The sequence below is a fragment of the Pseudomonas baltica genome (genome assembly GCF_014235765.1).
Lineage (GTDB): Bacteria > Pseudomonadota > Gammaproteobacteria > Pseudomonadales > Pseudomonadaceae > Aquipseudomonas > Aquipseudomonas baltica.
The window spans coordinates 230,348-255,518 of record NZ_JACMYH010000004.1 but is presented as its reverse complement, the minus strand read 5'-3'; the positions used below and the strand labels follow the sequence as shown (position 1 = coordinate 255,518).

The 25,171-nt window shown below is 62.2% G+C and carries 21 protein-coding genes; 9 read left to right on the top strand and 12 right to left on the bottom strand.

Translation table 11 applies throughout. From position 1 onward, the window contains the following. Nucleotides 1-7: 7 nt before the first annotated feature. The 5 genes from H7993_RS15615 to H7993_RS15595 all read right to left on the bottom strand — a co-directional run bounded on the left by H7993_RS15615 (nucleotide 8) and on the right by H7993_RS15595 (nucleotide 6,594). The gene (locus H7993_RS15615; protein WP_122480471.1) at nucleotides 8-976 is read right to left on the bottom strand and encodes an ABC transporter substrate-binding protein; all 969 of its coding nucleotides are present in this window, start codon (nucleotides 974-976) and stop codon (nucleotides 8-10) included. Nucleotides 977-1,090: 114 nt separating this feature from the next. Beyond that, nucleotides 1,091-1,801: a histidine utilization transcriptional repressor HutC gene (hutC, locus tag H7993_RS15610; RefSeq protein WP_240998863.1), complete on the bottom strand. Its 711-nt coding sequence runs from the start codon at nucleotides 1,799-1,801 to the stop codon at nucleotides 1,091-1,093. 146 nt (nucleotides 1,802-1,947) lie between these two features. Further along, complete coding sequence (locus tag H7993_RS15605; protein WP_425312021.1) at nucleotides 1,948-2,436, bottom strand: lipocalin family protein; 489 nt, start codon at nucleotides 2,434-2,436, stop codon at nucleotides 1,948-1,950. Between the two features lie 367 nt (nucleotides 2,437-2,803). Continuing rightward, nucleotides 2,804-3,814 (bottom strand): class 1 fructose-bisphosphatase, encoded by a 1,011-nt coding sequence (locus H7993_RS15600; protein ID WP_122714533.1) that lies wholly within the window; start codon nucleotides 3,812-3,814, stop codon nucleotides 2,804-2,806. A gap of 329 nt (nucleotides 3,815-4,143) precedes the next feature. Continuing rightward, on the bottom strand, nucleotides 4,144-6,594 hold the full coding sequence (locus H7993_RS15595; protein ID WP_122480475.1) for a glycogen/starch/alpha-glucan phosphorylase: 2,451 nt from the start codon (nucleotides 6,592-6,594) through the stop codon (nucleotides 4,144-4,146). A 187-nt stretch (nucleotides 6,595-6,781) separates the two neighbouring features. On the opposite strand from H7993_RS15595, the gene H7993_RS15590 reads away from it, so the two are divergent. Continuing rightward, nucleotides 6,782-7,192 (top strand): YkgJ family cysteine cluster protein, encoded by a 411-nt coding sequence (locus tag H7993_RS15590; protein ID WP_122480476.1) that lies wholly within the window; start codon nucleotides 6,782-6,784, stop codon nucleotides 7,190-7,192. Nucleotides 7,193-7,410: 218 nt separating this feature from the next. Here H7993_RS15590 and H7993_RS21050 read toward each other — a convergent pair whose 3' ends face one another. From H7993_RS21050 to thiI, 3 genes are all read right to left on the bottom strand, one after another. After that, entirely contained in the window at nucleotides 7,411-9,408 is a 1,998-nt protein-coding gene (locus H7993_RS21050; protein ID WP_185794924.1) for a methyl-accepting chemotaxis protein, read from the bottom strand. Between the two features lie 194 nt (nucleotides 9,409-9,602). Beyond that, nucleotides 9,603-11,423, bottom strand: a complete 1,821-nt coding sequence (typA, locus tag H7993_RS15580; protein ID WP_122480478.1) for a translational GTPase TypA — start codon at nucleotides 11,421-11,423, stop codon at nucleotides 9,603-9,605. A gap of 263 nt (nucleotides 11,424-11,686) precedes the next feature. Beyond that, nucleotides 11,687-13,141, bottom strand: a complete 1,455-nt coding sequence (thiI, locus tag H7993_RS15575; protein ID WP_185794923.1) for a tRNA uracil 4-sulfurtransferase ThiI — start codon at nucleotides 13,139-13,141, stop codon at nucleotides 11,687-11,689. 422 nt (nucleotides 13,142-13,563) lie between these two features. On the opposite strand from thiI, the gene glnA reads away from it, so the two are divergent. The 5 genes from glnA to ntrC all read left to right on the top strand — a co-directional run bounded on the left by glnA (nucleotide 13,564) and on the right by ntrC (nucleotide 19,010). Beyond that, on the top strand, nucleotides 13,564-14,970 hold the full coding sequence (glnA, locus tag H7993_RS15570; protein WP_122480480.1) for a glutamate--ammonia ligase: 1,407 nt from the start codon (nucleotides 13,564-13,566) through the stop codon (nucleotides 14,968-14,970). Between the two features lie 132 nt (nucleotides 14,971-15,102). Next, nucleotides 15,103-15,618 carry a DUF4124 domain-containing protein gene (locus H7993_RS15565; RefSeq protein ID WP_185794922.1) on the top strand — a complete coding sequence of 172 codons (516 nt, stop codon included), beginning with the start codon at nucleotides 15,103-15,105 and terminating at the stop codon, nucleotides 15,616-15,618. After that, nucleotides 15,618-16,214, top strand: coding sequence for a DUF4124 domain-containing protein (locus H7993_RS15560; RefSeq protein ID WP_185795000.1), 597 nt, complete (start codon nucleotides 15,618-15,620; stop codon nucleotides 16,212-16,214). Before H7993_RS15565 ends, H7993_RS15560 begins: the two co-directional genes overlap by 1 nt. Nucleotides 16,215-16,491: 277 nt before the next feature. Continuing rightward, nucleotides 16,492-17,577, top strand: a complete 1,086-nt coding sequence (glnL, locus tag H7993_RS15555; RefSeq protein WP_122480483.1) for a nitrogen regulation protein NR(II) — start codon at nucleotides 16,492-16,494, stop codon at nucleotides 17,575-17,577. Further along, nucleotides 17,574-19,010 (top strand): nitrogen regulation protein NR(I), encoded by a 1,437-nt coding sequence (gene ntrC / locus H7993_RS15550; protein ID WP_122480484.1) that lies wholly within the window; start codon nucleotides 17,574-17,576, stop codon nucleotides 19,008-19,010. Before glnL ends, ntrC begins: the two co-directional genes overlap by 4 nt. Nucleotides 19,011-19,866: 856 nt before the next feature. Here ntrC and H7993_RS15545 read toward each other — a convergent pair. After that, nucleotides 19,867-20,307 (bottom strand): hypothetical protein, encoded by a 441-nt coding sequence (locus H7993_RS15545; protein WP_185794921.1) that lies wholly within the window; start codon nucleotides 20,305-20,307, stop codon nucleotides 19,867-19,869. Between H7993_RS15545 and H7993_RS15540 the strand changes: the two genes are divergently transcribed. After that, nucleotides 20,306-20,761 (top strand): tRNA (cytidine(34)-2'-O)-methyltransferase, encoded by a 456-nt coding sequence (locus H7993_RS15540; RefSeq protein WP_185794920.1) that lies wholly within the window; start codon nucleotides 20,306-20,308, stop codon nucleotides 20,759-20,761. The two genes, H7993_RS15545 and H7993_RS15540, sit on opposite strands and share 2 nt — an antisense overlap. A gap of 102 nt (nucleotides 20,762-20,863) precedes the next feature. Here H7993_RS15540 and secB read toward each other — a convergent pair whose 3' ends face one another. Genes secB through H7993_RS15525 form a run of 3 tightly spaced genes read right to left on the bottom strand, consistent with a single transcriptional unit; the run spans nucleotide 20,864 to nucleotide 22,063 of the window. After that, nucleotides 20,864-21,346 carry a protein-export chaperone SecB gene (secB, locus tag H7993_RS15535; protein ID WP_185794919.1) on the bottom strand — a complete coding sequence of 161 codons (483 nt, stop codon included), beginning with the start codon at nucleotides 21,344-21,346 and terminating at the stop codon, nucleotides 20,864-20,866. A gap of 47 nt (nucleotides 21,347-21,393) precedes the next feature. Next, nucleotides 21,394-21,648, bottom strand: coding sequence for a glutaredoxin 3 (grxC, locus tag H7993_RS15530; RefSeq protein ID WP_185794918.1), 255 nt, complete (start codon nucleotides 21,646-21,648; stop codon nucleotides 21,394-21,396). 1 nt (nucleotide 21,649) lies between these two features. After that, nucleotides 21,650-22,063, bottom strand: a complete 414-nt coding sequence (locus H7993_RS15525) for a rhodanese-like domain-containing protein (protein WP_122480489.1) — start codon at nucleotides 22,061-22,063, stop codon at nucleotides 21,650-21,652. A gap of 217 nt (nucleotides 22,064-22,280) precedes the next feature. On the opposite strand from H7993_RS15525, the gene gpmI reads away from it, so the two are divergent. Both gpmI and H7993_RS15515 read left to right on the top strand, forming a co-directional pair. After that, the gene (gpmI, locus tag H7993_RS15520; RefSeq protein WP_122480490.1) at nucleotides 22,281-23,816 is read left to right on the top strand and encodes a 2,3-bisphosphoglycerate-independent phosphoglycerate mutase; all 1,536 of its coding nucleotides are present in this window, start codon (nucleotides 22,281-22,283) and stop codon (nucleotides 23,814-23,816) included. A 3-nt stretch (nucleotides 23,817-23,819) separates the two neighbouring features. Further along, nucleotides 23,820-25,112, top strand: a complete 1,293-nt coding sequence (locus H7993_RS15515; RefSeq protein ID WP_122480491.1) for a murein hydrolase activator EnvC family protein — start codon at nucleotides 23,820-23,822, stop codon at nucleotides 25,110-25,112. The last annotated feature ends 59 nt before the right edge of the window (nucleotides 25,113-25,171 follow it).

Below are 25,171 nucleotides of genomic sequence, written 5' to 3'. Positions count from 1 at the left end.
GACCAGGTCAAAGCGCTGCTTCGATCTTGGTGGCGGCCGCTTCGCTGACCCATGGTTTCCAGACGTCCGGGTGCTCCTTGAGGAACAGGCGCGCCAGCTTGGGCGACTCGATACGCTCGCGACTCATGCGCGCCAGATTCTGGTTGAGCAGGTCGATGGGCAGGTTGACCTTTTCGAACACGCCGAGCAATTCCGGCGCACCGTCGTGAAAGGCCTTGGACAGGCCGACCTTGATGCTGATGGTCTTGTCCACACCGGGTTTTTCCGCCAGCTTGACGACGTCGACCTGGCCCAGCAGAGGGGTCGGTGACCAGTAATAGAACAGGATCGGTTCGCCACGCTTGTAGCTCGACAGTACCGCCGCATCGAGGGCGGGCCCTGTGCCTGGGCGGAAATTGGTGTAGCTGTCCAGCAGGCCGTAGCTTTTGAGCATTTCGCTGTTTTCCAGCTCGCAGGTCCAGCCGGCCGGGCAATTGTAGAAACGACCCTTGTTCGGTTCTTCCTGATCCTTGAACACCTGGGCGTATTTGCCCAGGTCGGCGATGGCTTTGAGGTCGGGCGCTTTGGCGTCGAGGCCGCGCTTGGCGTCGCCTTCGACCACATAGCGCGGCACGTACCAACCTTCCACGGCGCCGGTGATCGGCGCGCCTACACCCACCACCTTGCCCGCCTGCTCGGCCTTGTTCCAGACCTCGCTGCGACCGACCCATTCCTCGGCGAATACCTGGATGTCGTTGCTGCCCAAGGCACTTTCCATGGTGATGGAGTTGCCCGGCAGGCTGTCGGTCTTGCAGTCGTAGCCGTGTTCCAGCACGAACTGCAGCAGGTCGGTGAGCAGCATGCCGCTCTCCCAGTTCAGGCCGGCGAATTTCACCGGTTTGCCCGATTCGCACCACCCGGCGGCTTGGCTGTTACCGGCAGCGGCCAGCAAGCCCAGGGAAAGGGTCGTTGCCAGGAGGGTCTTGTTCAGTTTCATCGGGTCCTGCTCCACATGGGCCATGGGTCACGGCGGTCTATGGCTGTGACCGCGCGATGAGCCATTGTTCTGCGCGACCTGTGGCAGATTGGCGTATTTGTGTCGCCAGCAGGCCTATTTGGTGAAGCGTCCTTCCAGCCGATGACGCGAACCTGGGTGGATCAAGCGCGCCGCCGTGACCGGCGTCTTGCCCGACCAGGTGCGGCGCAGGATCAGCAGGCAGGGCTCGCCGCGCTCGATCTGCAGCAGTTCGCACTCGCTGGGGTTGGCGAGCATGGCTTCCACCAGGTGCTCGCCGGCGGTCAGCGGTGCCACACGGGTCAGGTAGGCATACGGCGTCTCTTCGACGAAGTCCTGCTGCAGGTATTGCGGAGCGATCTGGGCGTTGACGTAGCGATCCTCGATCTGCACCGGGATGTCGTTTTCGTAGTGGACGATGATCGAATGAAATACTCGCTGGCCTTCGCGCATGTTCAAGGTCAAGGCGCGCTCGGCGCCGGCCGCTTCTTCTTCCAGCAATACCAGGCGGCTGCTGTGGCGGTGGCCGCGGGCGGCGATCTCGTCGGCGACGTTGTGCACTTCGAACAGCGCCGACTGGCTTTTCGGCTCGGCCACGAACGTCCCTACGCCCTGCATGCGCACCAACAGGCCTTCGGCCGTCAACTCGCGCAAGGCGCGGTTGATGGTCATGCGGCTGAAGCCCAACTGGTTGACCAACTCGCTTTCCGAGGGCACCCGGTAGTGCGGTGGCCAGGTACCGTTGAGGATCTGCACCGCGATCATCTGTTTGACGCGGGCATACAAGGGCGCCGGACTTTCGCCCATCTGGGCAGCCAGCGCAGGGACAACGGGCGGAGTCGGCACAAGAATTCCTTGGATTGATTCGTGGGGCACAGCGAGTGACATTGTAACGCGACTCGCGCCTGGGCAGGACAACTCTGCGCGGGCCGGGCGCGAGAGGGGTTACGCCATCACTTGCCGATATCGGCATCCGCCGCGCGCCAGATCAGGCGCGTGGTGTCATAGCCCTGCTGGCGTGCTTTCGCCAGCATGCGCTCGCGCACGGCCGTGGACACCTGCGGCGTGCGCGACAGCAGCCACAGGTACTTGCGGTTCGGGCTGCCGACCAGCGCGTGCTGGTAGCCGTCGTCCACGTCCAATACCCAGTAGTCGCCCTTGGCCAGGTCCGGGGCCATTCGGGAGAACCAGTTGTCGAACACCACCCACAGCTTGTCGGTCTTGCCGGGGACCTGCGGCGAAGCGGTGCCGTTGGCTTCCTGCCACTTGCCAGCCTCGGTGCGGCAGCGGTTGAGCACGCCGATGTTGCCGTCGGCCTGCAGGGTGTAATGGGCTTCGGATTGGGCGCAGTTGCGCTGGAAGAACATGGGCAACCTGGCCACTTCGTACCAAGTGCCTTGGTAGCGCTTCAGGTCTACGCTGTCGACGGTACGTGGCGCCATGCTGGCGTCGGGGGCATTGCTGCAACCGGCGATCAACAGCGACAGGCACAAAGGCAGCAAGGCAAACGTGCGCAACGACATGGGGGGCTCTCCTCGAACGGCAGACACAGGGGATGTGCTGCTTAGAAGAGCGGAAGCGGCGCGGGTTCCAATTGGCAACGGTGCGCCTACCGCGGTGGGCCAGAGGCACCCCATGCACCAGTGCCTGTCTTCAACGCGGCCCCTGTAGCAGCGGCGCAAGCCGCGTCAGGGGCACAGCGGTGATTCATCCACACCGCATGCACCGCCGACGCGGCTCGCGCCGCTGCTACAGACGAATCCGCCAACCCCTGCACCAGCGCCCGGCTTCAATGCGGTCTTGCGGCGTTTACTCGGTGTGGTAACCGGTGACGCGCTCGACTTCCTGCTTGGAACCCAGGAACACGGCAACACGCTGGTGCAGGCCCTCGGGCTTGATGTCCATGATGCGCTGGCGGCCATCGGTCGAAGCACCACCGGCCTGCTCCACCAGGAACGACATCGGGTTGGCTTCGTACATCAGGCGCAGCTTGCCTGGCTTCTCTGGCTCGCGGCTGTCGCGTGGGTACATGAACAAGCCGCCGCGGGTCAGGATACGGTGCACGTCGGCGACCATCGAGGCGATCCAGCGCATGTTGTAGTTCTTCTTCAACGGGCCTTCTTCACCGGCCAGCAGCTCGTCCACATACTTGGTCACCGGGGCTTCCCAGTGACGCTTGTTGGACATGTTGATGGCGAACTCGGCGGTGGTTTCCGGAATCTGGATGTTCTCGTGGGTCAACACGAAGCTGCCCATTTCGCGATCCAGGGTGAAACCCTTGACGCCGTTGCCCAGGGTCAGGATGAGCATGGTCTGCGGGCCATAGATGGCGTAACCGGCAGCAACCTGCTCGGTGCCTGGCTGCAGGAAGGCTTGTTCCTTGAGGCTGTCGTTCTGGCTCAGGTGCTCGGTAGGGCAGCGCAGGACCGAGAAGATGGTGCCGACCGACACGTTGACGTCGATGTTGGAAGAGCCGTCGAGGGGGTCGAATACCAGCAGGTAGGCACCCTTGGGGTACTGGCCGGGAATCTGGTAGGCGTTGTCCATTTCTTCGGACGCCATGCCGGCCAGGTGACCGCCCCATTCGTTGGCTTCGAGCAGGATGTCGTTGGACAGCACGTCCAGCTTCTTCTGCACTTCACCTTGGACGTTTTCGGTGCCCATGCTGCCAAGCACGCCACCCAGGGCGCCCTTGGACACCGCATGGCTGATCTCTTTGCACGCGCGCGCCACCACTTCGATCAGGAAGCGCAGATCGGCCGGCGTGTTGTTGCTGCGGGTCTGCTCGATCAAGTAGCGACTCAGGGTAACGCGGGACATGGACGACTCCGGAGTAGAAAAGGGTTGGGGAAAGCCCGCACAGTTTACACGGGTGCGGTCAAACCTAGCGAGTGCTAGCCACGCCGCGGCAGCCATCAGATCGCTATCAGGGAATATAGTTCGCCGCTGAGTATGCGGCGAGCCCTTCGCGGCCGATGACCGCTCCTACCGGATGAACACAAAAATCCGTAGGAGCGGTCTGTGGCCGCGAAAAGGCTGGTGCGCTGTATTTGATACACCGCGGTGCGTTCTTCGCGGCCGATGACCGCTCCTACAGACATCCGTAGGAGCGGTCTTCGGCCGCGAAAAGAGCGCCGCCGATCCTGGCCCTACTCCAACGCCTGCCAGATATCCTGCGCATACTCGCGGATGGTTCGGTCGGAAGAGAACCAGCCCATGCGCGCCGTGTTCAATACCGCCATGCGCCACCACTTGTCGGCGTCGTGCCAGGTGTCCTCGACCTTGCGCTGGGCATCCCAGTACGCGTCGAAATCGGCGCACAACAGGAAGCGGTCGTAGTTGGTCAGCGAATCGACCAACCCGACATAGCGCGATGGATCGTCCGGCGAGAACACCCCGCCGCGGATGGCCTGCAGTACATCGTTCAACCGATGGGAAGCCGCGACATCGCCATGGGCACTGTAGCCCCCGGCATGCTTGCGTTCTTCCACCTGAGCGGCGGTCATGCCGAAGATGAACATGTTTTCCTTGCCCAGAAATTCGCACATCTCGACGTTGGCACCGTCCAGCGTACCGATGGTCAAGGCGCCATTGAGGCCGAACTTCATGTTGCTGGTGCCCGACGCTTCGTAGCCGGCCGTGGAAATCTGCTCGGATAGATCCGCTGCCGGAATGATGCTTTCCGCCAGGCTCACGTTGTAGTTGGGCAGGAACACCACCTTGAGCAGGCCGCGCACGGTCGGGTCGTTGTTGACCACGCGGGCGATGTCGTTGGCCAGTTTGATGATCAGCTTGGCCTGGTGATAACTGGCCGCGGCCTTGCCGGCGAAGATCTTCACCCGCGGCACCCAGTTCGTCTCCGGCTCGGCGCGAATGGCCTGGTAGAGCGCCACGGTGTGCATCAGGTTGAGCAATTGCCGCTTGTACTCGTGGATGCGCTTGACCTGAACGTCGAACATGGCCTCGGGATTGACCGCCACCCCCACGCGCTCATGAATGATGCGCGCGAGTGCTTTCTTGCTGTTAAGCCGTTGCGCAGCGAACGCCTTGCGGAACTCGGGCTGGTCGGCAAAAGGCTCGAGGTTCTTCAGCAGCATTTCCGGATTGTCGAGCAGTTCCGGCCCGAGCTTGTCGACCAGCATGGCGGTCAGCTCGCTGTTGGACTGGTACAGCCAGCGGCGGAAGGTGATGCCGTTGGTCTTGTTGTTGATCCGGTCGGGATAGAGCTTGTGCAGTTCGGAGAACACGGTGCTGCGCATCAACTGGGTGTGCAGGCCCGACACGCCGTTGACACTGTGCGAGCCGAGGAACGCCAGGTTGCCCATGCGCACGCGACGGCCGTTGTCTTCCTCGATCAGCGATACCGCGCGCAGCACATCGACGTCGTCCTGGCCTTTGGCGCGCAGCGAATCGATGTGATAGGCGTTGATCAGGTAGATGATCTGCATGTGCCGCGGCAGCATGCGTTCCATCAAGCCCACGGGCCAGGTTTCCAGCGCTTCGGGCAACAGTGTGTGGTTGGTGTAGGCCAGGGTGTTGACGGTTATTTCCCACGCCGTGTCCCAGGCCAGGCCATGTTCGTCCACCAACTGGCGCATCAGCTCCGCCACGGCGATGGAGGGGTGAGTGTCGTTGAGCTGGATGGCGGCCTTGTCGGACAGGTTGAGCAGGCTGTCGTTGCCATTGAGGTGACGACGCAACAGGTCCTGCAGAGAGGCTGCAACGAAGAAGTACTCCTGGCGCAGGCGCAACTCCTGGCCCGCCTCGGTGCTGTCGGCGGGGTACAGGACCCGCGAGATACTCTCGGCGCGTGCCACTTCGGCCACGGCGCCCAAGTGGTCGCCCGCGTTGAAGCGCTCCAGGTGCAGCTCTTCCAGTGCCCGCGCACGCCACAGGCGCAGCGTGTTGACACTGGAGCCACGCCAGCCGACCACTGGCGTGTCGTAGGCCACCGCACGAACGGTCTCGCTGGGCCACCACACCTGCTTTTGCTGGCCTTCGCTGTCGGTGACGGTTTCCACATGGCCACCGAAGCTGATCGGGTAGATCACTTCAGGACGCTCGAACTCCCAGGGGTTGCCGAAATTCAGCCAGTTTTCCGTCTGCTCCTGCTGCCAGCCGTCGACGATGGCCTGGCGGAACAGGCCGTGCTCGTAACGGATGCCATAGCCGTGGGCAGCGACGCCCAGGGTCGACATGCTTTCCATGAAACAGGCGGCCAGGCGGCCGAGGCCACCATTGCCCAGCGCTGCATCGGGCTCGAGCAGACGGATGCGTTCCAGGTCCACGCCCAGGTCGGTCAACGCTTCACGGGCGATGTCCAGCAGCCCGAGGTTGCTCAGGCTGTCGTAGAGCAGCCGGCCGATGAGGAATTCCAGCGAAAGGTAATAGACCCGTTTCTGACCCTTGCGGTAGATCTGCCGGGTGTGATCCATCCAGTGCTCGACCATGTGGTCGCGCGCCGCCAGGGCAATGGCCTCGAACCAGTCATGGTCGAATGCGTGATCGGGGTCCTTGCCCACCGCGTAGGTGAGTTTGGCGAGTACAGCAGCGCGGAAATCGGCCACCTCGGCGTCACGGACAAGCGGTTCCTGAGACATGCAATGCGTCCTCGGGGAAATTGACGATTCTAGATGGAATACCTGAGCCTAGACGCTTCGACACACGCTGAAAGCTCAGGTTCGTAACTTTGCACGATTAGCAGGGTTTCAGGCAGATGGTTGTTCACTTTTTCACCAATGCCGGTATGATCGCGCGCCCTGATCCACGTTACCTGATGACCTGACAATGAAAAGCTCTTTGATTGCCGCCGCCGAAGTGGACCGCCTGGACACCTGGCAGAAATATTCCGCGCCGATGTGCGGCGCCTGTATCTCGACCTGCTGCACGCTGCCGGTGGAAGTGAAGATCAAGGACCTGATCCGTATCGGCGTGGTGGATGAGTTCGAGAAAGGCGATCCCCCCAAGAACGTTGCCAAGCGTTTGCAGAAGGAAGGCATCGTCGAGCGCTTCAACCAGAAGTCGGGCATTTTCACCCTGACGCGCATGAGCAACAACGATTGCCTGTACCTGGACAAGAAAAGCCGCCTGTGCACCATCTATGAAAAGCGTCCGGACACCTGCCGCAATCATCCGAAGATCGGGCCTCGCCCAGGCTTCTGTGCCTACCAGCCCAAGCCAGTATCGCGCCAAGGCTGAGTAACGTCCCTGCTACCCCTGTGGGAGCGGGGCCTACCTGCGAACACTGCGCGCCTTGTGGGAGCGGGCTCTGCCCGCGAAGGCCATACCACGGTCTGCCAGGCACACTGCAGCGCCCTTTCGCGGCCAATGACCGCTCCTACAGAACATCGCCACACGCCTCCCCCCTGTGGGAGCGGGCTCTGCCCGCGAAGGGAGCGCCGCCGAATTGCCGCCGGTCACCCCTGTCGGCTCAGCCCTGCCAGACGGGTCGACAGAGCCTGCATGCCCTGGCTCAATTCACTGAGGCTCGACGCATCGCGCGCGCCGTCTTCGCTGGCTGCGTGAATGCGCACTGCCAGTTCGTTGATCTCCTGGGTGACATGGCTCTGTTCCTGGGCGGCCACAGCGATCTGCTGGGTGCGCTGGACGATGTCGTCAAAACCGACCACCGTGCTCCCCAGCGACACGCTCAACACGTCAGCTTGCTGCGCCACGGTCCGCGTGCGGTCTTCGCCCGCGACCATGGTATTGACCGCCTTCACCGACGCCTGGCGCAGTTCGCCGATCATCTCCTGGATCTCGTCGGCCGAAGCCTGGGTCCGTCCTGCCAGGGTGCGCACCTCGTCGGCAACCACTGCAAAACCTCGCCCCTGCTCACCGGCGCGAGCGGCTTCGATCGCGGCATTGAGTGCCAGCAGGTTGGTCTGCGCGGAAATCGACTTGATCACGTCGAGCACGCCACTGACACTTTCTATGTCCTGACCCAGGCTGGTGATCGCCTGTGCCACGCTGGCGATATCACCGGTCAAGGAATTGATCGTCTGGCTGTTCTGCTGAACATGCCCCTGGCTCTGGCGCGCCGTCGACAGCGACAGCTGCGCGGTGTCGGAACACTCGGTGGTGTTGGAGGCAACCTCCTGGGCACTGGACGACATCTCGGTAATCGCCGTGGCCAGCAAGGTGTTGTCCTGACGCTGGGTTTCGGCGCGTTCGGCCATGATCACCGACAACCGAGCAACGTCATCGGACTGTTTCTGCAGGCGCAGCGCCTCATCGGCGATGGCCTTGAGCATGCTGCGCAGGTTGCCGGCGTAACGGTTGACCGCCCCGCGCAGCAGGCCGATCTCGTCCGCTCGAGCCACGTCCAATTCGGCGCTGGCGCCACCGCCCTGCTCGCCCAGCTTGTCGATCTGTGCCGTGGTTTCGTTGATCTGACTGAACACCGCGCGCCCGGCCAGCCAGGCCAGACCGAACACCAATGCAAGGATCGGCAGCAAGGTGGTGAGGATATCCACAGTCAATTTGCTGGCAATGCCGGTCATGTGTGCCTGCGGCGTGGCCAGGCCCACCACCCAACCACTGGCCGGCACCCGCGTGAGACTGATGTAGCCCGCCCCACCCAGCTGGGCGTCCTGATCGACATGAAACGTCTGCGCTTCGCGCTGGCCGCTGCTGCGCCAATCGGCAACGCCCTTGAACCAAGGGTAGGCAGCGAGCATCGCCGCCTCGTCGGCAGGTGCCGGCTTGTCGTTGGCGGCCGGGAAATACAGGACCTTGCCTGATGGGTCGATGGCGAACGCATAACCCCCGGTGACCTGCCCATTGGACTTGAGGAAGTTGGCCAAGCCCGTGAGTGTCAGGTCGATGGTCGCCACACCGGCGAAACGTCCGTCACGACTGTAGGGCACGGTACAGGTGGTCATCAGGATCTTGCTGACCGGATCCTCGTAGGCATCCGACCACGCGCAGCGGCCAGGCGCGGATGCCTTGCCCTGCACGTACCAGTCGGCGGCGTGATAGTCATCGACGGCGCCGGCATTGTATTCCTCGGAATAACCCAGGCCCTGCCCACTGCGTGCCCAATAGAAACTGCGCCGCGGCACGCCTGCGCTGAACGCATTGGGCTCGGGCCACAGGCCACCGCCGGCAATGGCGGCATCGCCCTGTGAGTCGATGATCGGTGCCAATGCACCCTTCACCAGCTCAACGTCGGCCGGCAGCGTCGCGCCCAAACTCGCCAGCGCGGCGACGCGCCCCTCGACCTCGGCCAGCTGGATCGACAGCTGCCGAGCGATGGCCGTGGCCGACTGCTCGGCGCTCTTGGTGTTGGACTGGATCAGCTTGGGCTCGCCGCTGAGTACCATGACCGCGTAGATGGCCACCGTCGTGACCAGAAGGATGAACAGGATGCCCAGGCTGAAGCGGGACATGATCTTGGTAGGTAGCAGGCTCACGGGGCCCCCTTCGGAGGGAATCGATATTGCCTGCGCTATCGGCTCGGTCCGAGGAAACTCGAGAAGTGGGCGATGGAAGGTATGCAGGGTGCCAGGGCCGGCCCTTTCGCGGGCAGACCTGCCAACACACAGCCATAAAAAAACCCCCGGACGCTTTCGCGCCGGGGGCCTTTTCAATCAACCGGAACTACGGATCAGTTCTTGGCTTTCTTGGCAGCGCGGGTACGCTCGCCTTCGTCCAGGATCTTCTTGCGCAGACGGATCGACTTCGGCGTAACTTCGCACAGCTCGTCGTCCTGGATGAATTCCAGAGCCTGTTCCAGGGTGAAGCGAACAGGTGGAACCAGAGCGATGGTTTCGTCTTTGCCCGACGCACGCATGTTGTCCAGCTTCTTGCCCTTGGTAGGGTTTACGCCCATGTCGGTGTCGCGGCTGTTCAAGCCGACGATCTGACCGTTGTAGATCTCCTGGCCGTGCTCGACGAACAGCTTGCCGCGCGCCTGCAGGGTTTCCAGCGAGTAGGTCAGTGCCTTGCCGGTTTCGACCGAAACCAGTACGCCGTTCTGGCGGCCGGACATGTGGCCCGACTTCATCGGAGCGTAGCGATCGAAGATCGAAGTCAGGATGCCCGCACCGTTGGTCAGGGTCAGGAACTGGTTACGGAAACCGATCAGACCGCGAGCAGGGATGTTGTATTCCAGACGAACACGGCCCTTGCCATCCGGCACCATGTTGGTCAGGTCGCCTTTACGCAGGCCCATCTCTTCCATGACCTTGCCCTGGGATTCCTCAGGGGTGTCGATGGTGACGTTTTCGAACGGTTCCTGCTTCTCGCCGTCGATGACGCGGATGATCACCTCAGGACGACCGACACCCATTTCGAAGCCTTCGCGACGCATGGTTTCGATCAGTACCGAAAGGTGCAGCTCGCCGCGGCCGGAGACCTTGAACTTGTCGGCCGAGTCGCCTTCTTCAACGCGCAGAGCAACGTTGTACAGCAGCTCTTTGTCCAGACGTTCCTTGATGTTGCGGGACGTCACGAACTTGCCTTCTTTACCGCAGAATGGCGAGTCGTTGACCTGGAAGGTCATGGAAACGGTTGGCTCGTCGACGGTCAGCGGCTTCATCGCTTCGACGTTGTCCGGCTGGCACAGGGTGTCGGAGATGAACAGCGAGTCCATGCCGCTCACGCAGACGATGTCGCCAGCGAAGGCTTCTTCGACGTCGATGCGGTGCAGGCCGTGGTGACCCATCAGCTTGAGGATACGACCGTTGCGCTTCTTGCCGTCGGCGCCGATGGCGACCACCGGGGTGTTCGGCTTGACGCTGCCGCGAGCGATACGGCCAACACCGATGACGCCCAGGAAGCTGTTGTAGTCCAGTGCCGAGATCTGCATCTGGAACGGGCCGTCGCGGTCGACTTTCGGAGCCGGTACGTTGTCGACGATCGACTGGTACAGCGGGGTCATGTCTTCGGCCATGTCGGTGTGTTCCAGACCGGCAATGCCGTTCAGGGCCGAGGCGTAGACGACTTTGAAGTCCAGCTGTTCTTCGGTGGCACCGAGGTTGTCGAACAGGTCGAAGATCTGGTCCAGAACCCAGTCCGGACGCGCGCCTGGACGGTCGACCTTGTTGATGCAGACGATCGGACGCAGACCGGCTTCGAACGCCTTCTTGGTCACGAAACGGGTTTGCGGCATAGGGCCGTCCTGGGCGTCGACCAGCAGCAGCACGGAGTCGACCATCGACATCACGCGCTCTACTTCACCACCGAAGTCGGCGTGGCCCGGGGTGTCCACGATGTTGATGTGGTAGCCGTTCCAGTTGATGGCGGTGTTCTTGGCCAGGATGGTGATGCCACGCTCTTTTTCCTGGTCGTTGGAGTCCATCACGCGCTCGTCGTTGAGCTCGTTGCGCTCCAGGGTGCCGGACTGACGCAGGAGTTTGTCTACCAGGGTGGTCTTGCCATGGTCAACGTGAGCAATGATGGCGATGTTGCGTAGATTTTCGATCACTTGTGTATCTCGATCAGAGGATTCGGTTGCCGCGCATTCTACGTGGCGAATATTAAACAAAAAGCTATCCGGGCCAGACAGCGTAGGAACGTAGCGAGCGACGGCAAGGCAAGGAAGAAATAGGCGAGGAAGCACAGTTTACTGGTTGTAAATGAGCATTCCGAGCCTGTTTCTGACGCAGCATTGCCTAGCGCAGTAGTTCCTACGCTGTCTGGGGGTCGGGAGGGCGATGGCGGATACTCCCACCATTCAACCCTGGGACTCTATGTCGGACGATAAACGCGCACATTGGCATGTCCCTCACTCAACAGATGGTGAGCATGCAGTCGGCTCATGACGCCCCTGTCGCAATACAGCAAGTACTGGCGAGTGAAATCCAGTTCCTTGAAGCGGCTGTTCAGGGCATAAAAAGGCATTGCCTTGACCTCGATGCCGGCCAGTGACAGCGGCTGGTCTTCCTGGGCATCGGGGTGGCGGATATCGATGACGACTTGTCCGGACAGCGCCTCGCTGACCTCTTCGACCTCGATATCCCGGCCCAGCTGGTCGATGACTTCATCAATGGACACCAGCTTGGCGCGTTCCAGCGCTCGCTCAAGAACGGCCATGTCGAAAGACTTCTCTTCATGGACGACGCGCGGCAATTTTGCACTGGTGGTCGGGTTGACCGAAATCACGCCGCAATATTCTGGCATGTGTTTGGCAAAATCGGCAGTCCCAATTTCAACTGCTTGATCGATGATGTCTTGTTTGTGGCTCGCCAGCAGCGGGCGCAGTACCAATTTGTCGGTCGCGCTGTCGATCGCCGACAGGTTGGGCAGGGTCTGGCTGGACACCTGCGAGATGGCTTCGCCCGTGACCAGCGCGGGAATCTTCAGTTGGTCGGCCAGGCGCGTGGCGGCCCGCAGCATCATGCGCTTGAGGATCACGCCCATGTGGCTGTTGTCGACCTTGCCGAGAATCTCGCCCAGCACTTCTTCGAACGGCACGCTGATGAACAGCACGCGCTGAGAGCTGCCGTACTTCTTCCAGAGGAAGTGGGCAACTTCCATCACCCCCAACTCATGGGCGCGACCGCCCAGGTTGAAGAAGCAGAAGTGGGTCATCAGGCCACGGCGCATGATCTGGTAGGCGGCAACGGTGGAATCGAAACCGCCCGACATCAACACCAGCGTCTGTTCCAGCGCGCCCAAGGGGTAGCCACCCATGCCGTCGTGCTGGTCATGGATGACGAACAGGCGCTGGTCGCGGATTTCCAGGCGCACCACCACGTCGGGCTTTTTCAGGTCGATGCCGGCAGCACCACACTCGCGGCGCAATTGGCTGCCGACGGTGCGTTCCACATCCATCGAGCTGAAGGCATGCTTGCCGGCACGCTTGGCGCGTACCGAAAAGATCTTTCCAGGCAGCAGCGGGCCGAAGTGCGCCTTGCACTTGGCCACGATGTCATCCATATCGCCCAGCGGGTATTCGTCCACTTGCAGGAAATGCGCGATACCTGGCGTGCAGCTCAGGCGTTCGGTCATCTCGCGCAACACCTTGGCGTCCGTCAGCTTGGTCTGGACTTCAAGGTTGTCCCACACGCCAGTGACCATCAGCTGCGGGTCCAGGTCACGGAGCACCATGCGGATGTTCTTGGCGAGCTGGCGGATGAAGCGCCTGCGCACCGGCGGGCTCTTGATGGTGATCTCTGGAAAGACTTTTACGATAAGTTTCATGAAAACAGCGCGCGAAATGCCAGCCTGAAAAGAGGGGCGCGGATTATAGCGGAAATTGCTCAAGGTTTGACCAGTTATCGTACGAACGGGCAAACGCACCAATATCGACCACCCAAAACAGACCCGCACCAAACCAGCGCACCCCCCTTTAGCACCACCCCGTGTAGCAGCGGCGCAAGCCGCGTCCCGCGCTCATACCTATTAATGCCGGGGACGAAGCGTGACGCGGCTTGCGCCGCTGCTACAGGGGAATGGGTTCGAACCTGCGGATAGTGAGAATCAGCGTTGCGCCCATCACAGGGCACTGGCATGCAAATTGCTCCCTTGTGAGGCAGGTTGCCTTGGCCGACTATCGGGCCCGGCATCACACATACTTAGGGGCCCCCTTTCACAATCGGCCCCATTCCACCCCGGAGGACAACATGTCGAAGTCGGTTCAACTCATCAAAGATCATGACGTCAAGTGGATTGATCTGCGCTTCACTGATACCAAAGGCAAGCAGCAGCACGTGACCATGCCAGCGCGCGATGCCCTGGATGACGACTTCTTCGAAGTCGGCAAGATGTTCGACGGTTCCTCCATCGAAGGCTGGAAAGGCATCGAAGCCTCCGACATGATCCTGCTTCCGGACGACAGCACTGCCGTTCTGGACCCGTTCACCGAAGAGCCGACCCTGATCCTGGTCTGCGACATCATCGAACCGTCCACCATGCAGGGCTACGATCGCGACCCACGCGCCATCGCCCATCGCGCCGAGGAATACCTGAAGTCGACCGGTATCGGCGACACCGTGTTCGTCGGCCCGGAGCCTGAGTTCTTCATCTTCGACGAAGTGAAGTTCAAGTCCGACATTTCCGGCTCCATGTTCAAGATCTTCTCGGAACAGGCTTCCTGGATGACCGACCAGGACGTCGAAGGCGGCAACAAAGGCCACCGTCCAGGCGTCAAGGGCGGTTACTTCCCAGTGCCACCGGTCGACCATGACCACGAGATCCGTACCGCCATGTGCAACGCACTGGAAGAGATGGGTCAGGTCGTCGAAGTTCACCACCACGAAGTGGCGACTGCCGGCCAGAACGAAATCGGCGTCAAGTTCAACACCCTGGTCGCCAAGGCCGACGAAGTGCAGACCCTGAAGTACGTCGTGCACAACGTTGCCGACGCCTACGGCCGCACCGCTACCTTCATGCCCAAGCCACTGTACGGTGACAACGGCTCGGGCATGCACGTGCACATGTCGATCTCCAAGGATGGCAAGAACACCTTCGCTGGCGAAGGCTATGCCGGCCTGTCCGACACCGCGCTGTACTTCATCGGCGGCATCATCAAGCACGGCAAGGCGCTGAACGGCTTCACCAACCCGTCGACCAACTCTTACAAGCGTCTGGTCCCAGGTTTCGAAGCGCCGGTCATGCTCGCCTACTCGGCCCGCAACCGTTCGGCTTCCATCCGTATTCCTTACGTCAACAGCCCGAAAGGCCGTCGTATCGAAGCGCGCTTCCCGGACCCGGCAGCCAACCCGTACCTGGCTTTCGCGGCCTTGCTGATGGCTGGCCTGGACGGCATCCAGAACAAGATCCACCCCGGCGATGCCGCCGACAAGAACCTGTACGACCTGCCGCCCGAAGAGGCCAAGGAAATCCCGCAGGTTTGCGGCAGCTTGAAGGAAGCCTTGGAAGAGCTGGACAAGGGCCGTGCGTTCCTGACCAAGGGCGGCGTGTTCAGCGATGACTTCATCGACGCCTTCATCGCCCTCAAGAGCGAAGAAGAAATCAAGGTTCGCACCTTCGTACACCCACTGGAATACGACCTGTACTACAGCGTCTGATCCCTGTGATGTGACAGAAAGGCCACCCTCGGGTGGCCTTTTTTCGTTCTGCGCCTACCATGGCAACGCTGCACGCACCCCCTCAATTGCTCTATGCTGGCCACCATGCAAGCGCCACTCAGAGAAGTTTCCATGCGCTCACCCCTAGCCTGCCTGTTGCTGCTGTGCGCGCTGCCCGCCGTGGCGCAGATCTACAAATACACCGACGCCGAGGGCAACACGGCCTACAGCAACCAGCCGCCCCAGGGGCGTGCCAGCCAAACGGTCGAGCTGCCGCCGCTCAACAGCGTCGAGTCGCTGCGCAAGCCCGCGCCAACCACCCTGCCGAGCACCACCGTCGCGGTGCCGCAGACCCAGTACAGCCAGCTGGAACTGACCGGGCTGCCAACCGACGAAGCGCTGCGGGCCAACAACGGCACCTTCGATGTGGGCGTGGCGATCGTGCCACGCCTGCGTTCGGGCGATCGCCTGCGCCTGGTGCTCGACGGCGAGCCCTATGGTCAGCCAAGCAACGTGCCGCGCCTGCAACTGGTGAATGTCGATCGCGGCGAACATGGCCTGGCGGTACAGGTCCTCGATGCCCGCGAAGCCGTGATCCAGCAGAGCGCCACCGTCACCTTCACGGTCCAGCGGGTTCACCTGCCGTGATGCGCTGGACGCTGCTCTGGCTGGTAGTGATCGCCGCGTCGGCCCATGCCGCGGTGTACACCTACGTCGACGCCAATGGCAACCGGGTTTTCACCGACCAGCCGCGCAAGGGCGCCGAACGGGTGCCGATGCCTGCACGCGCCACGCCCACCGCCCCGGCTATCGTGATGCCGCCGCGCACCAGCAAGGTGCCAGTGCCGAACAGAACCGCGGCGACGCGTTATCAGATGCTGCGCATTCTCGGGCCCCTGCCGGACACCGCCGTGCGCGAGGAAGACGGTTCACTGATCGTGACCCTGACCAGCGAGCCGGCCTTGCAGCCGAATCATCGCTACCGCCTGTTGCTCGACGGCGAAGTGGCGCAGGCGCCGGGGCGCAGTCCGGTGTTCGCCCTGAGCAACGTCGACCGCGGCACCCATACCCTGGCCGCCGAGATCATCGATCAGGACGACCATGTGATCGAGCGCACGCCAGCCCAGCCGGTCCACCTGCAGCGTATCTCGCTGATCCAGAAACGCCGGGTTCACCCCTGCCGAAGTTCCGATTACGGTGTACGCCCGGAATGTCCACTCAAGGACAAGCCGGAGGACGACTGAGCAGCGGCAGCCGAAAACGATATATCCCTGCCCGCACTTTTTTGGTGCGCTATGCTGGTCATTGCCAGGCATGCCGTGCCATTTTGGGTCGCCATGGCATTTCACAGACCGAAGATCCCCTGCTGCGAAGCACTAATGGTACCCATTTGCAGGATCCGCGCTTCTTTTCGGAGCCTTGGTTTGGTTCTTGCATTTTCCCTGCACCAGCGAGTTTGTTTCGCGCGCGAACCCGGGCGCTGCCACGGGCGCCCTGTGCCAAAAGAGGTCACCTGTCCCCATGACCATCAGCGATGCCCTGCACCGACTGTTACTCGACAACCTCACCACTGCCACCATTCTGCTCAATGCCGACCTGCGCCTTGAGTACATGAACCCCGCAGCTGAGATGCTGCTGGCGATCAGTGGCCAACGCAGCCATGGTCAGTTCATCAGCGAGTTGTTCACCGAATCCACCGAAGCCCTCAACTCCCTGCGCCAGGCAGTCGAACAGGCTCACCCCTTCACCAAGCGCGAAGCGATGCTGACCGCGCTGGCCGGGCAGACGCTGACGGTCGACTACGCGGTGACGCCGATCCTCAGCAACGGCGCCACCTGGCTGCTGCTCGAAGTGCATCCGCGCGATCGTCTGCTGCGCATCACCAAGGAAGAGGCCCAGCTGTCCAAGCAGGAGACCACCAAGATGCTGGTGCGCGGCCTGGCCCACGAGATCAAGAATCCGCTGGGTGGCATCCGTGGCGCGGCTCAATTGCTGGCGCGCGAGCTGCCTGAGGAAAGCCTCAAGGACTACACCAACGTCATCATCGAGGAAGCCGACCGCCTGCGTAATCTAGTCGACCGCATGCTCGGTTCGAACAAGCTGCCTTTGCTGGCCATGACCAATATCCACGAGGTGCTGGAGCGCGTGGCCAACCTGGTCGAGGCCGAAAGCCAAGGCTGCATCACTCTGGTGCGCGACTACGACCCGAGCATTCCGGATGTATTGATCGACCGCGAGCAGATGATCCAGGCCGTGCTCAATATCGTGCGCAATGCCATGCAGGCGATCAGCGGCCAGAACGAGCTACGCCTGGGACGCATCAGCCTGCGCACCCGCGCCATGCGCCAGTTCACCATCGGCCATGTGCGGCATCGCCTGGTCAGCAAGATCGAGATCACCGACAACGGTCCGGGCATTCCTGCGCAACTGCAGGAAACCATCTTCTACCCCATGGTCAGTGGCCGTCCCGACGGTACCGGCCTGGGGTTGGCCATTACCCAGAACATCATCAGTCAGCACCAGGGCTTGATCGAGTGTGAAAGCCACCCCGGCCACACCACCTTTTCGATCTTCCTGCCGCTGGAACAAGGAGCCGCTTCGTCATGAGCCGTAGTGAAACTGTCTGGATCGTCGATGACGACCGTTCCATCCGCTGGGTACTGGAAAAGGCCCTGCAGCAAGAAGGCATGACCACCCAGAGCTTCGACAGCGCCGATGGTGTCATGAGCCGACTGGCACGCCAGCAGCCCGACGTGATCATCTCCGACATCCGCATGCCCGGTGCCAGCGGCCTGGACCTGTTGGCGCGCATTCGCGAACAGCATCCGCGCCTGCCGGTGATCATCATGACCGCGCACTCGGACCTGGACAGCGCGGTCGCCTCCTACCAGGGCGGCGCGTTCGAGTACTTGCCCAAGCCGTTCGACGTCGACGAGGCAGTGTCGCTGGTCAAGCGTGCCAACCAGCACGCCCAGGAACAGCAAGGCCTGACCGAAGTACCGGCTCTTACCCGCACGCCCGAGATCATCGGCGAAGCACCGGCCATGCAGGAAGTCTTCCGCGCCATCGGCCGCCTCAGCCACTCCAACATCACCGTGTTGATCAATGGCGAGTCGGGCACCGGCAAGGAGCTGGTCGCCCACGCCCTGCATCGGCACAGCCCGCGGGCCGCGTCGCCGTTCATTGCGCTGAACATGGCGGCGATTCCCAAGGACCTGATGGAGTCGGAGCTGTTCGGCCATGAAAAAGGCGCCTTCACCGGCGCTGCCAACCTGCGCCGAGGCCGCTTCGAACAGGCCGACGGCGGCACACTGTTCCTCGACGAAATCGGCGACATGCCGGCCGACACCCAGACGCGCCTGCTACGCGTGCTGGCCGATGGCGAGTTCTACCGCGTCGGTGGGCACATACCGGTCAAGGTCGACGTGCGCATCATTGCCGCCACCCACCAGAATCTGGAAACCCTGGTGCACGCCGGCAAGTTCCGCGAAGACTTGTTCCATCGCCTCAATGTGATTCGCATCCACATTCCGCGCCTGTCGGACCGTCGCGAAGACATCCCGACCCTGGCGCGACATTTTCTCAGCCGCGCGGCCCAGGAACTGGCGGTCGAGCCCAAGCTGCTCAAGAGCGAGACCGAGGACTACCTGAAGAACCTGCCGTGGCCTGGCAACGTGCGTCAGCTGGAGAACACCTGCCGCTGGATCACGGTGATGGCCTCGGGCCGCGAAGTGCACACCGGCGACTTGCCGCCCGAGTTGCTGAGCCTGCCGCAGGACGCGGCACCGGTGACCAACTGGGAGCAGGCGTTGCGCCAATGGGCCGACCAGGCCTTGGCACGCGGGCAATCGAGTCTGCTCGACAGCGCCGTGCCCAGCTTCGAGCGGATCATGATCGAGACCGCCCTGAAGCACACCGCCGGGCGTCGTCGTGACGCGGCCGTGCTGCTGGGCTGGGGTCGCAATACCCTGACGCGCAAGATCAAGGAGCTGGGCATGAAGGTCGACGGCGCCGACGAAGACGAAGTCGAAGAAGCCTGAGGTCCCGCACACCGTCACCGGCATATGCGATCCCTGTAGCAGCGGCGCCAGCCGCGTTCGGCCTCACCGCGCTGGGTCTGATGCACCGCACATACCGCCGACGCGGCTTGCGCCGCTGCTACAGGGGTACGTCAGATGCCCAGCACACACCCCCACGGCATACCCGATCCCTGTAGCAGCGGCGCCAGCCGCGTCCGCCCTCACCGCGCTGGGTCTGATGCACCGCACATACCGCCGACGCGGCTTGCGCCGCTTCTACAGGGGTACGTCAGATGCCCAGCACACACCCCCACGGCATACCCGATCTCTGTAGCAGCGGCGCAAGCCGCGTCCGGCCTCACCGCGCTGGGTCTGATGCACCGCACGTACCGCCGACGCGGCTTGCGCCGCTGCTACAGGGGGTTTGAAGAAACTCTCCGCTTTCGTGCATTCGCCTTGTGCAGTGCACCCACACGATGCGCTAGCGAACATCGCTTATTGCTCGGATAAAACCTCGTCCGTTTCAATGAGCTAAAAGACTGTTATCCGATAAAAATAATTTTCCCTTACATTCCAATCAGATAGATTCCAAGACAAAACGTTTTTGGCGTTCAGAAAGCTTCTGCAACAAAACTGGCACGCACGCTGCAATGTACTAACCATTACCCAGTTTCGGGAACCTCGGTACAGGCAGGCCGGGGATTCCCTCTTTACACCGCGACTCCAGCCAAGGCTGGAATACCGCACAACTGTTTTGGGGACCTTGGTACAGGCAGGCCGGGACTCCCCTTCTTTACATCGAAACGCCCGGCTGCAAGGCCGGGTGTTTCAGCCCCGCTTGGGGGGCCCCGGTACAGGCAGGCTGGGGTCCCCTCTTTTATTGCTCGCGCAGCTCGACGGTGGTTTGCCAGCGTCCATCGAGCTGCACCGCGCGCCATTGCATCTGCAACGGACGCGCTGCCACCACCGTCAACAACAACCCCTGATCACTGCGCTGAATGCGCCAGGTCACCGGCTTGCCGTCCACCAGCAACCGCCCGCTGGCCGGAGCGCCGGTGGCGTCGAACAGCATCGCCACCGTTCCTTCCACCACCTCGCCATGCAACCGCGGCTCATCGTTGAACCACAGCACCAACTGGTCGCGGTGCACTTCGATGTTGTCCAAGCGGGCAGGCTCGGGATTGGTCAGGCGACCGATCATCAGTCCGACCAGCAAGCCAATGATTGCCAGCGAGCCCAAGACCCGTGGCCACAGTTGCGAACGCTCGCTCGGATCAGGAGTAGAATGCTGCCCGTCCTTCAGTTCGGTGCCGCGCATGTTTCACGTGATCCTTTTTCAACCAGAGATTCCGCCCAATACGGGCAACATTATCAGGCTGTGTGCCAACAGCGGTTGTGCCTTGCACCTGATAGAACCGATCGGCTTCGAGCTGGACGACAAGCGCTTGCGTCGGGCCGGCCTGGATTATCACGAATATGCCACGCTGCAGCGCCATGCCGATCTGGCCAGTTGCCTGGAAGGTTTGGGGCAGCCACGGGTGTTCGCGTTCACCACCAAGGGTTCGCGACCGTTTCATGATGCCAGCTTCGAGAAGGGCGATGCGTTCCTGTTCGGTCCGGAAAGCCGTGGGCTGCCGGCCGAGGTGCTGGACGCGCTGGACGGCCAGCACAAGTTGCGCCTGCCGATGCGCGAGGGGTGTCGCAGTTTGAATCTGTCCAATACGGTGGCGGTGGCTGTCTATGAAGCCTGGCGACAGTTGGGGTTTGAGTAGGGCTTGAGGACCTCTTCGCGGGCAGAGGGCTCGCGAAATAGGCAGCACGCACACACAAAAAAGCGCCCCGAAAGGCGCTTTTTGTTCACAGCACGGCCATGCTTACTGGGCCGGAGGGGCTTCGCCCGATTCCTGCATGCGTTGCAGTTCCTGCGCGTAGAGCATGTCGAAGTTCACCGGAGCGAGCATCAGCGCCGGGAACGAACCGCGGGTTACCAGGCTGTCCAGGGTCTCGCGGGCATACGGGAACAGGATGTTGGGGCAGAAAGCACCCAGGGTGTGGCTCATCGAGCCTTCGTCCAGACCCTTGATCAGGAAGATACCGGCCTGTTGCACTTCGGCGATGAACGCCACTTCTTCGCCGTTCTTGACCGTGACCGACAGGGTCAGCACGACTTCGTGGAAGTCGCCTTCCAGGCCTTTCTGGCGGGTGTTCAGGTCCAGGGAAACGCTGGGTTCCCACTGCTGGCGGAAGATCGCCGGGCTTTTCGGGGCTTCGAACGACAGGTCACGCACGTAGATGCGCTGCAGCGAGAACTGCGGTTCGTTTTCGGCGGCAGCGCCATTGTTCGCTTGATCGGTCATCGCTGATCCTTGTGATCTTCAGAGGTGTGGGGGTAAAGGGGACCGAATCAGGCCCCCAGCAACGCGTCCAGTTTGCCGGCGCGCTCGAGGGCGAACAGATCGTCGCAGCCGCCGACGTGCAAGTCGCCGATCCAGATCTGGGGCACCGACGTACGGCCAGCCTTGGCGGCCATCTCCCGGCGCAGCTCGGGCTTGCCGTCGACCTTGATCTCGGTGAACGGCGCCTTCTTGCTTTCCAGCAAGTACTTGGCGCGCGAGCAGTAGGGGCAATAGTCGCTGGAGTAGACGAGGATCGGCTTCATGTCACTTCACCACAGGCAGGTTGTCGGCGCGCCAGCTCGAGACGCCACCGGCCAGCTTGGCGGCGGTGTGGCCGGCCTTGACCAGCTCGGCGCAGGCAGTGCCCGCGTGCTGGCCGATGGCATCGACCACGATCAGGGTCTTGCCCTTGTATTTTTCCAGCTCGCCGACGCGGCTGGCCAGCTTGTCCTGGGGAATGCTCAGCGCGCCGACGATGTGGCCCGCGGCGTAGTCCTTCTTGTTGCGGATATCCACGACCACGCCTTGGTCGCTGTTGACCAGCGCAGTCAGCTCGCGGGGGCTGAGGCTTTTGGCGCCCTTGCTCATTTCCAGCATGATCAGCATGACCAGCAGGACCACGAACGCGGTCACGAGCAGATAGTGATTTGTGGCGAATTCAATCAGGTGAGCGACCATCAGCGGGTTCCAAGGCGTTAAAATGTCGGCCAGTATACACAGCCGCCAAGTCCGGCCAAAGCCCGCCGGACGGAACCGCTCGGCCTGATTGCGGGTCTGTGCTTGTTGTTCTTGCACCCGCGGTGAAATAAACCGCCATGATTCGTCACGCAGGCCCGCAATGCCCTAAAATGCCGGGCTTCTCCTGAATGCTCTTCTGACATAGCGAGTGGGATCCATGACAGCCACGCCCAAACCCTTGGTCCTGATCATCCTCGATGGTTTCGGTCACAGTGAAAACCACGAGTACAACGCGGTCTATTCGGCTCGCAAGCCGGTGCTCGATGCCCTCATGGCACGCCAGCCCAATGGCTTGATCTCGGGGTCGGGCATGGATGTCGGGCTGCCCGACGGGCAGATGGGCAATTCGGAAGTCGGCCACATGAACCTGGGGGCCGGGCGTGTGGTGTACCAGGATTTCACTCGCGTGACCAAGGCCATCCGCGACGGCGAGTTCTTCACCAACCCCACTATCTGTGCAGCCGTGGACAAGGCCGTGGCCGCCGGCAAGGCGGTGCACTTCATGGGCCTGCTGTCGGACGGTGGCGTGCACAGCCACCAGGATCACCTGGTGGCCATGGCCGAACTGGCCGCCGGGCGCGGTGCTCAGAAGATCTACCTGCACGCCTTCCTCGACGGCCGCGACACCCCGCCCAAGAGCGCCCAGGCCTCGCTGGAACTGATGGATGCCACGTTCGCCCGCCTTGGCCGTGGGCGCACCGCCAGCCTGATCGGCCGCTACTTCGCCATGGATCGCGACAACCGCTGGGAGCGCGTCAGCGCGGCCTACAACCTGATCGTCGATGCTGCCTCCGAATTCCACGCGGCCACTGCCGTGCAAGGCCTGCAGGCCGCCTACGAGCGCGGCGAGAGCGACGAATTCGTCAAGGCCACCACGGTCGGCGAGCCGGTTCGCGTAGAAGATGGCGATGCCATGATCTTCATGAATTTCCGCGCCGACCGTGCGCGCGAGCTCAGCCGCGTATTCGTCGAAGACGATTTCCACGATTTCCCGCGCAATCGCCAGCCCAAACTGGCCGGCTACGTGGGCCTGACCCAGTATTCGGCAAAGATCCCGGCACCGGCGGCCTTTGCTGCCACCGGCCTGACCAACGTGCTGGGCGAATACCTGGCCAAGAACGGCAAGACCCAGCTGCGCATCGCCGAAACCGAAAAGTACGCCCACGTGACGTTCTTCTTCTCCGGTGGCCGTGAAGAAGAGTTCCCTGGCGAAGAGCGCATCCTGGTCCCCTCGCCCAAGGTGGCGACCTACGACCTGCAGCCCGAGATGAGCGCGCCGGAAGTGACCGACCGCATCGTCGAAGCCATCGAACAGCAGCGCTATGACGTCATCGTGGTCAACTACGCCAACGGCGACATGGTCGGCCACAGCGGCATCATGGCTGCAGCGATCAAGGCGGTCGAGTGCCTGGACACGTGCGTGGGTCGCATCGCTGCGGCACTCGACAAGGTCGGCGGCGAAGCGTTGATCACCGCCGACCACGGTAACTGCGAGCAGATGGAGGACGTCTGCACCGGCCAGGCGCATACCGCGCACACCACCGAGCCGGTGCCGTTCATCTACGTCGGCCAGCGTGACGTCAAGGTACGCGCCGGCGGCGTGTTGGCCGACGTGGCGCCCACCATGCTCTGGCTCATGGGCCTGCCCAAGCCCGAAGAGATGACCGGCACCTCGATCCTGGTACAAGGCTGACCCATGCTCCGCGCCCTGATGTTCCTGACCCTGACATGCCTGCTCGGCCCGGCCTTCGCCGACGAGCGCGCGCAAACCCAGCAGCAGATCGATGCCACCCGCAAGGACATCGCCGAGCTGCAGAAAACCCTTGGCAAGTTGCAGGCGGAACGCTCCGGGGTGCAGAAAGAGCTGCGCACCACCGAAACCGAGATGGGCAAGCTGGAAAAGCAGGTGGAGGCCCTGCAGAAAGAACTAAAAAAGACTGAGGGCGAACTGGAGCGTCTGCAAGGCGAGAAAGCCAAGCTCCAGGCCGCCCGGGTCGAACAGCAACGTCTCATTGCCATCCAGGCCCGCGCGGCCTATCAGAGCGGGCGCCAGGAATACCTGAAACTGCTGCTCAATCAGCAGAATCCGGAGAAGTTCGCCCGCACCCTGACTTATTACGATTATCTGAGCCAGGCGCGCCTGGAACAGTTGAAGAACTTCAACCAGACCTTGCACAAGCTGGCGGGTGTGGAAAAGGACATCAATCTGCAGCAGGCGCAGTTGCTGGTGCAGCAAGGCAATCTGGACAGCCAGCGCGAAGACCTCGACAAGGTGCGCAAGGAGCGTCAGGTCGCCCTGGCCAAGCTCAACGATCAGTACAAGCAAGGCGACCAGAAGCTGCAGACGCGTCAGCAGGACCAGGAAGACCTGGCCAAGGTGCTCAAGACCATCGAAGAAACCCTGGCACGCCAGGCTCGCGAAGCCGAGGAAGCGCGGCAGAAGGCCCTGCTGGCCGCCCAGGAGGCTGAAAAACGTCGCCAGCGCGAAGCGCAGGCGGCCGCCACTCGAGAAGCGCCAGCACCCGCGCCACAGGCCCCTCGCGCACCGAGCGGCCCGCTGGTGTCGAGCAGCGGCGAAAGCTTCGGTGGTGCATTTGCTTCGGCGCGGGGAAAACTTCCATGGCCTGTCGATGGTCGACTGTTGGCACGTTTCGGGGAAACCCGCGGCGACGATGTCCGCACCAAATGGGACGGGGTCATGATCAGCGCATCGGCCGGTAGCCAGGTGCATGCGGTACACGGTGGCCGAGTGGTATTCGCCGACTGGTTGCGCGGCGCCGGGCTTCTGGTCATTCTCGACCATGGCAATGGCTACCTGACCCTGTACGGGCACAACCAGACCCTGCTCAAATCGGCCGGTGACGTGGTCAAGCCCGGTGATGCCATCGCCACCGTAGGTACCAGCGGCGGGCAAAGCACGCCAGCGCTGTATTTTGCAATACGCCAGCAAGGCAAGCCGACCGACCCCTCGCAATGGTGTCGAGGCTGACTGGCGCAGTCGTTCAAAAGCAGCCCTCAAAGGCGCGAACCCGTATCAGGAGTCTGTTA

Excerpts from the sequence above, each read along its gene's own strand:
- H7993_RS15615 (WP_122480471.1), bottom strand. The coding sequence starts at position 976 with ATGAAACTGAACAAGACCCTCCTGGCAACGACCCTTTCCCTGGGCTTG.
- hutC (WP_240998863.1), bottom strand. The coding sequence starts at position 1,801 with ATGGGCGAAAGTCCGGCGCCCTTGTATGCCCGCGTCAAACAGATGATC.
- H7993_RS15605 (WP_425312021.1), bottom strand. The coding sequence starts at position 2,436 with ATGGCGCCACGTACCGTCGACAGCGTAGACCTGAAGCGCTACCAAGGC.
- H7993_RS15600 (WP_122714533.1), bottom strand. The coding sequence starts at position 3,814 with ATGTCCCGCGTTACCCTGAGTCGCTACTTGATCGAGCAGACCCGCAGC.
- H7993_RS15595 (WP_122480475.1), bottom strand. The coding sequence starts at position 6,594 with ATGTCTCAGGAACCGCTTGTCCGTGACGCCGAGGTGGCCGATTTCCGC.
- H7993_RS15590 (WP_122480476.1), top strand. The coding sequence starts at position 6,782 with ATGAAAAGCTCTTTGATTGCCGCCGCCGAAGTGGACCGCCTGGACACC.
- thiI (WP_185794923.1), bottom strand. The coding sequence starts at position 13,141 with ATGAAACTTATCGTAAAAGTCTTTCCAGAGATCACCATCAAGAGCCCG.
- glnA (WP_122480480.1), top strand. The coding sequence starts at position 13,564 with ATGTCGAAGTCGGTTCAACTCATCAAAGATCATGACGTCAAGTGGATT.
- H7993_RS15565 (WP_185794922.1), top strand. The coding sequence starts at position 15,103 with ATGCGCTCACCCCTAGCCTGCCTGTTGCTGCTGTGCGCGCTGCCCGCC.
- H7993_RS15560 (WP_185795000.1), top strand. The coding sequence starts at position 15,618 with ATGCGCTGGACGCTGCTCTGGCTGGTAGTGATCGCCGCGTCGGCCCAT.
- glnL (WP_122480483.1), top strand. The coding sequence starts at position 16,492 with ATGACCATCAGCGATGCCCTGCACCGACTGTTACTCGACAACCTCACC.
- ntrC (WP_122480484.1), top strand. The coding sequence starts at position 17,574 with ATGAGCCGTAGTGAAACTGTCTGGATCGTCGATGACGACCGTTCCATC.
- H7993_RS15540 (WP_185794920.1), top strand. The coding sequence starts at position 20,306 with ATGTTTCACGTGATCCTTTTTCAACCAGAGATTCCGCCCAATACGGGC.
- H7993_RS15545 (WP_185794921.1), bottom strand. The coding sequence starts at position 20,307 with ATGCGCGGCACCGAACTGAAGGACGGGCAGCATTCTACTCCTGATCCG.
- secB (WP_185794919.1), bottom strand. The coding sequence starts at position 21,346 with ATGACCGATCAAGCGAACAATGGCGCTGCCGCCGAAAACGAACCGCAG.
- grxC (WP_185794918.1), bottom strand. The coding sequence starts at position 21,648 with ATGAAGCCGATCCTCGTCTACTCCAGCGACTATTGCCCCTACTGCTCG.
- H7993_RS15525 (WP_122480489.1), bottom strand. The coding sequence starts at position 22,063 with ATGGTCGCTCACCTGATTGAATTCGCCACAAATCACTATCTGCTCGTG.
- gpmI (WP_122480490.1), top strand. The coding sequence starts at position 22,281 with ATGACAGCCACGCCCAAACCCTTGGTCCTGATCATCCTCGATGGTTTC.
- H7993_RS15515 (WP_122480491.1), top strand. The coding sequence starts at position 23,820 with ATGCTCCGCGCCCTGATGTTCCTGACCCTGACATGCCTGCTCGGCCCG.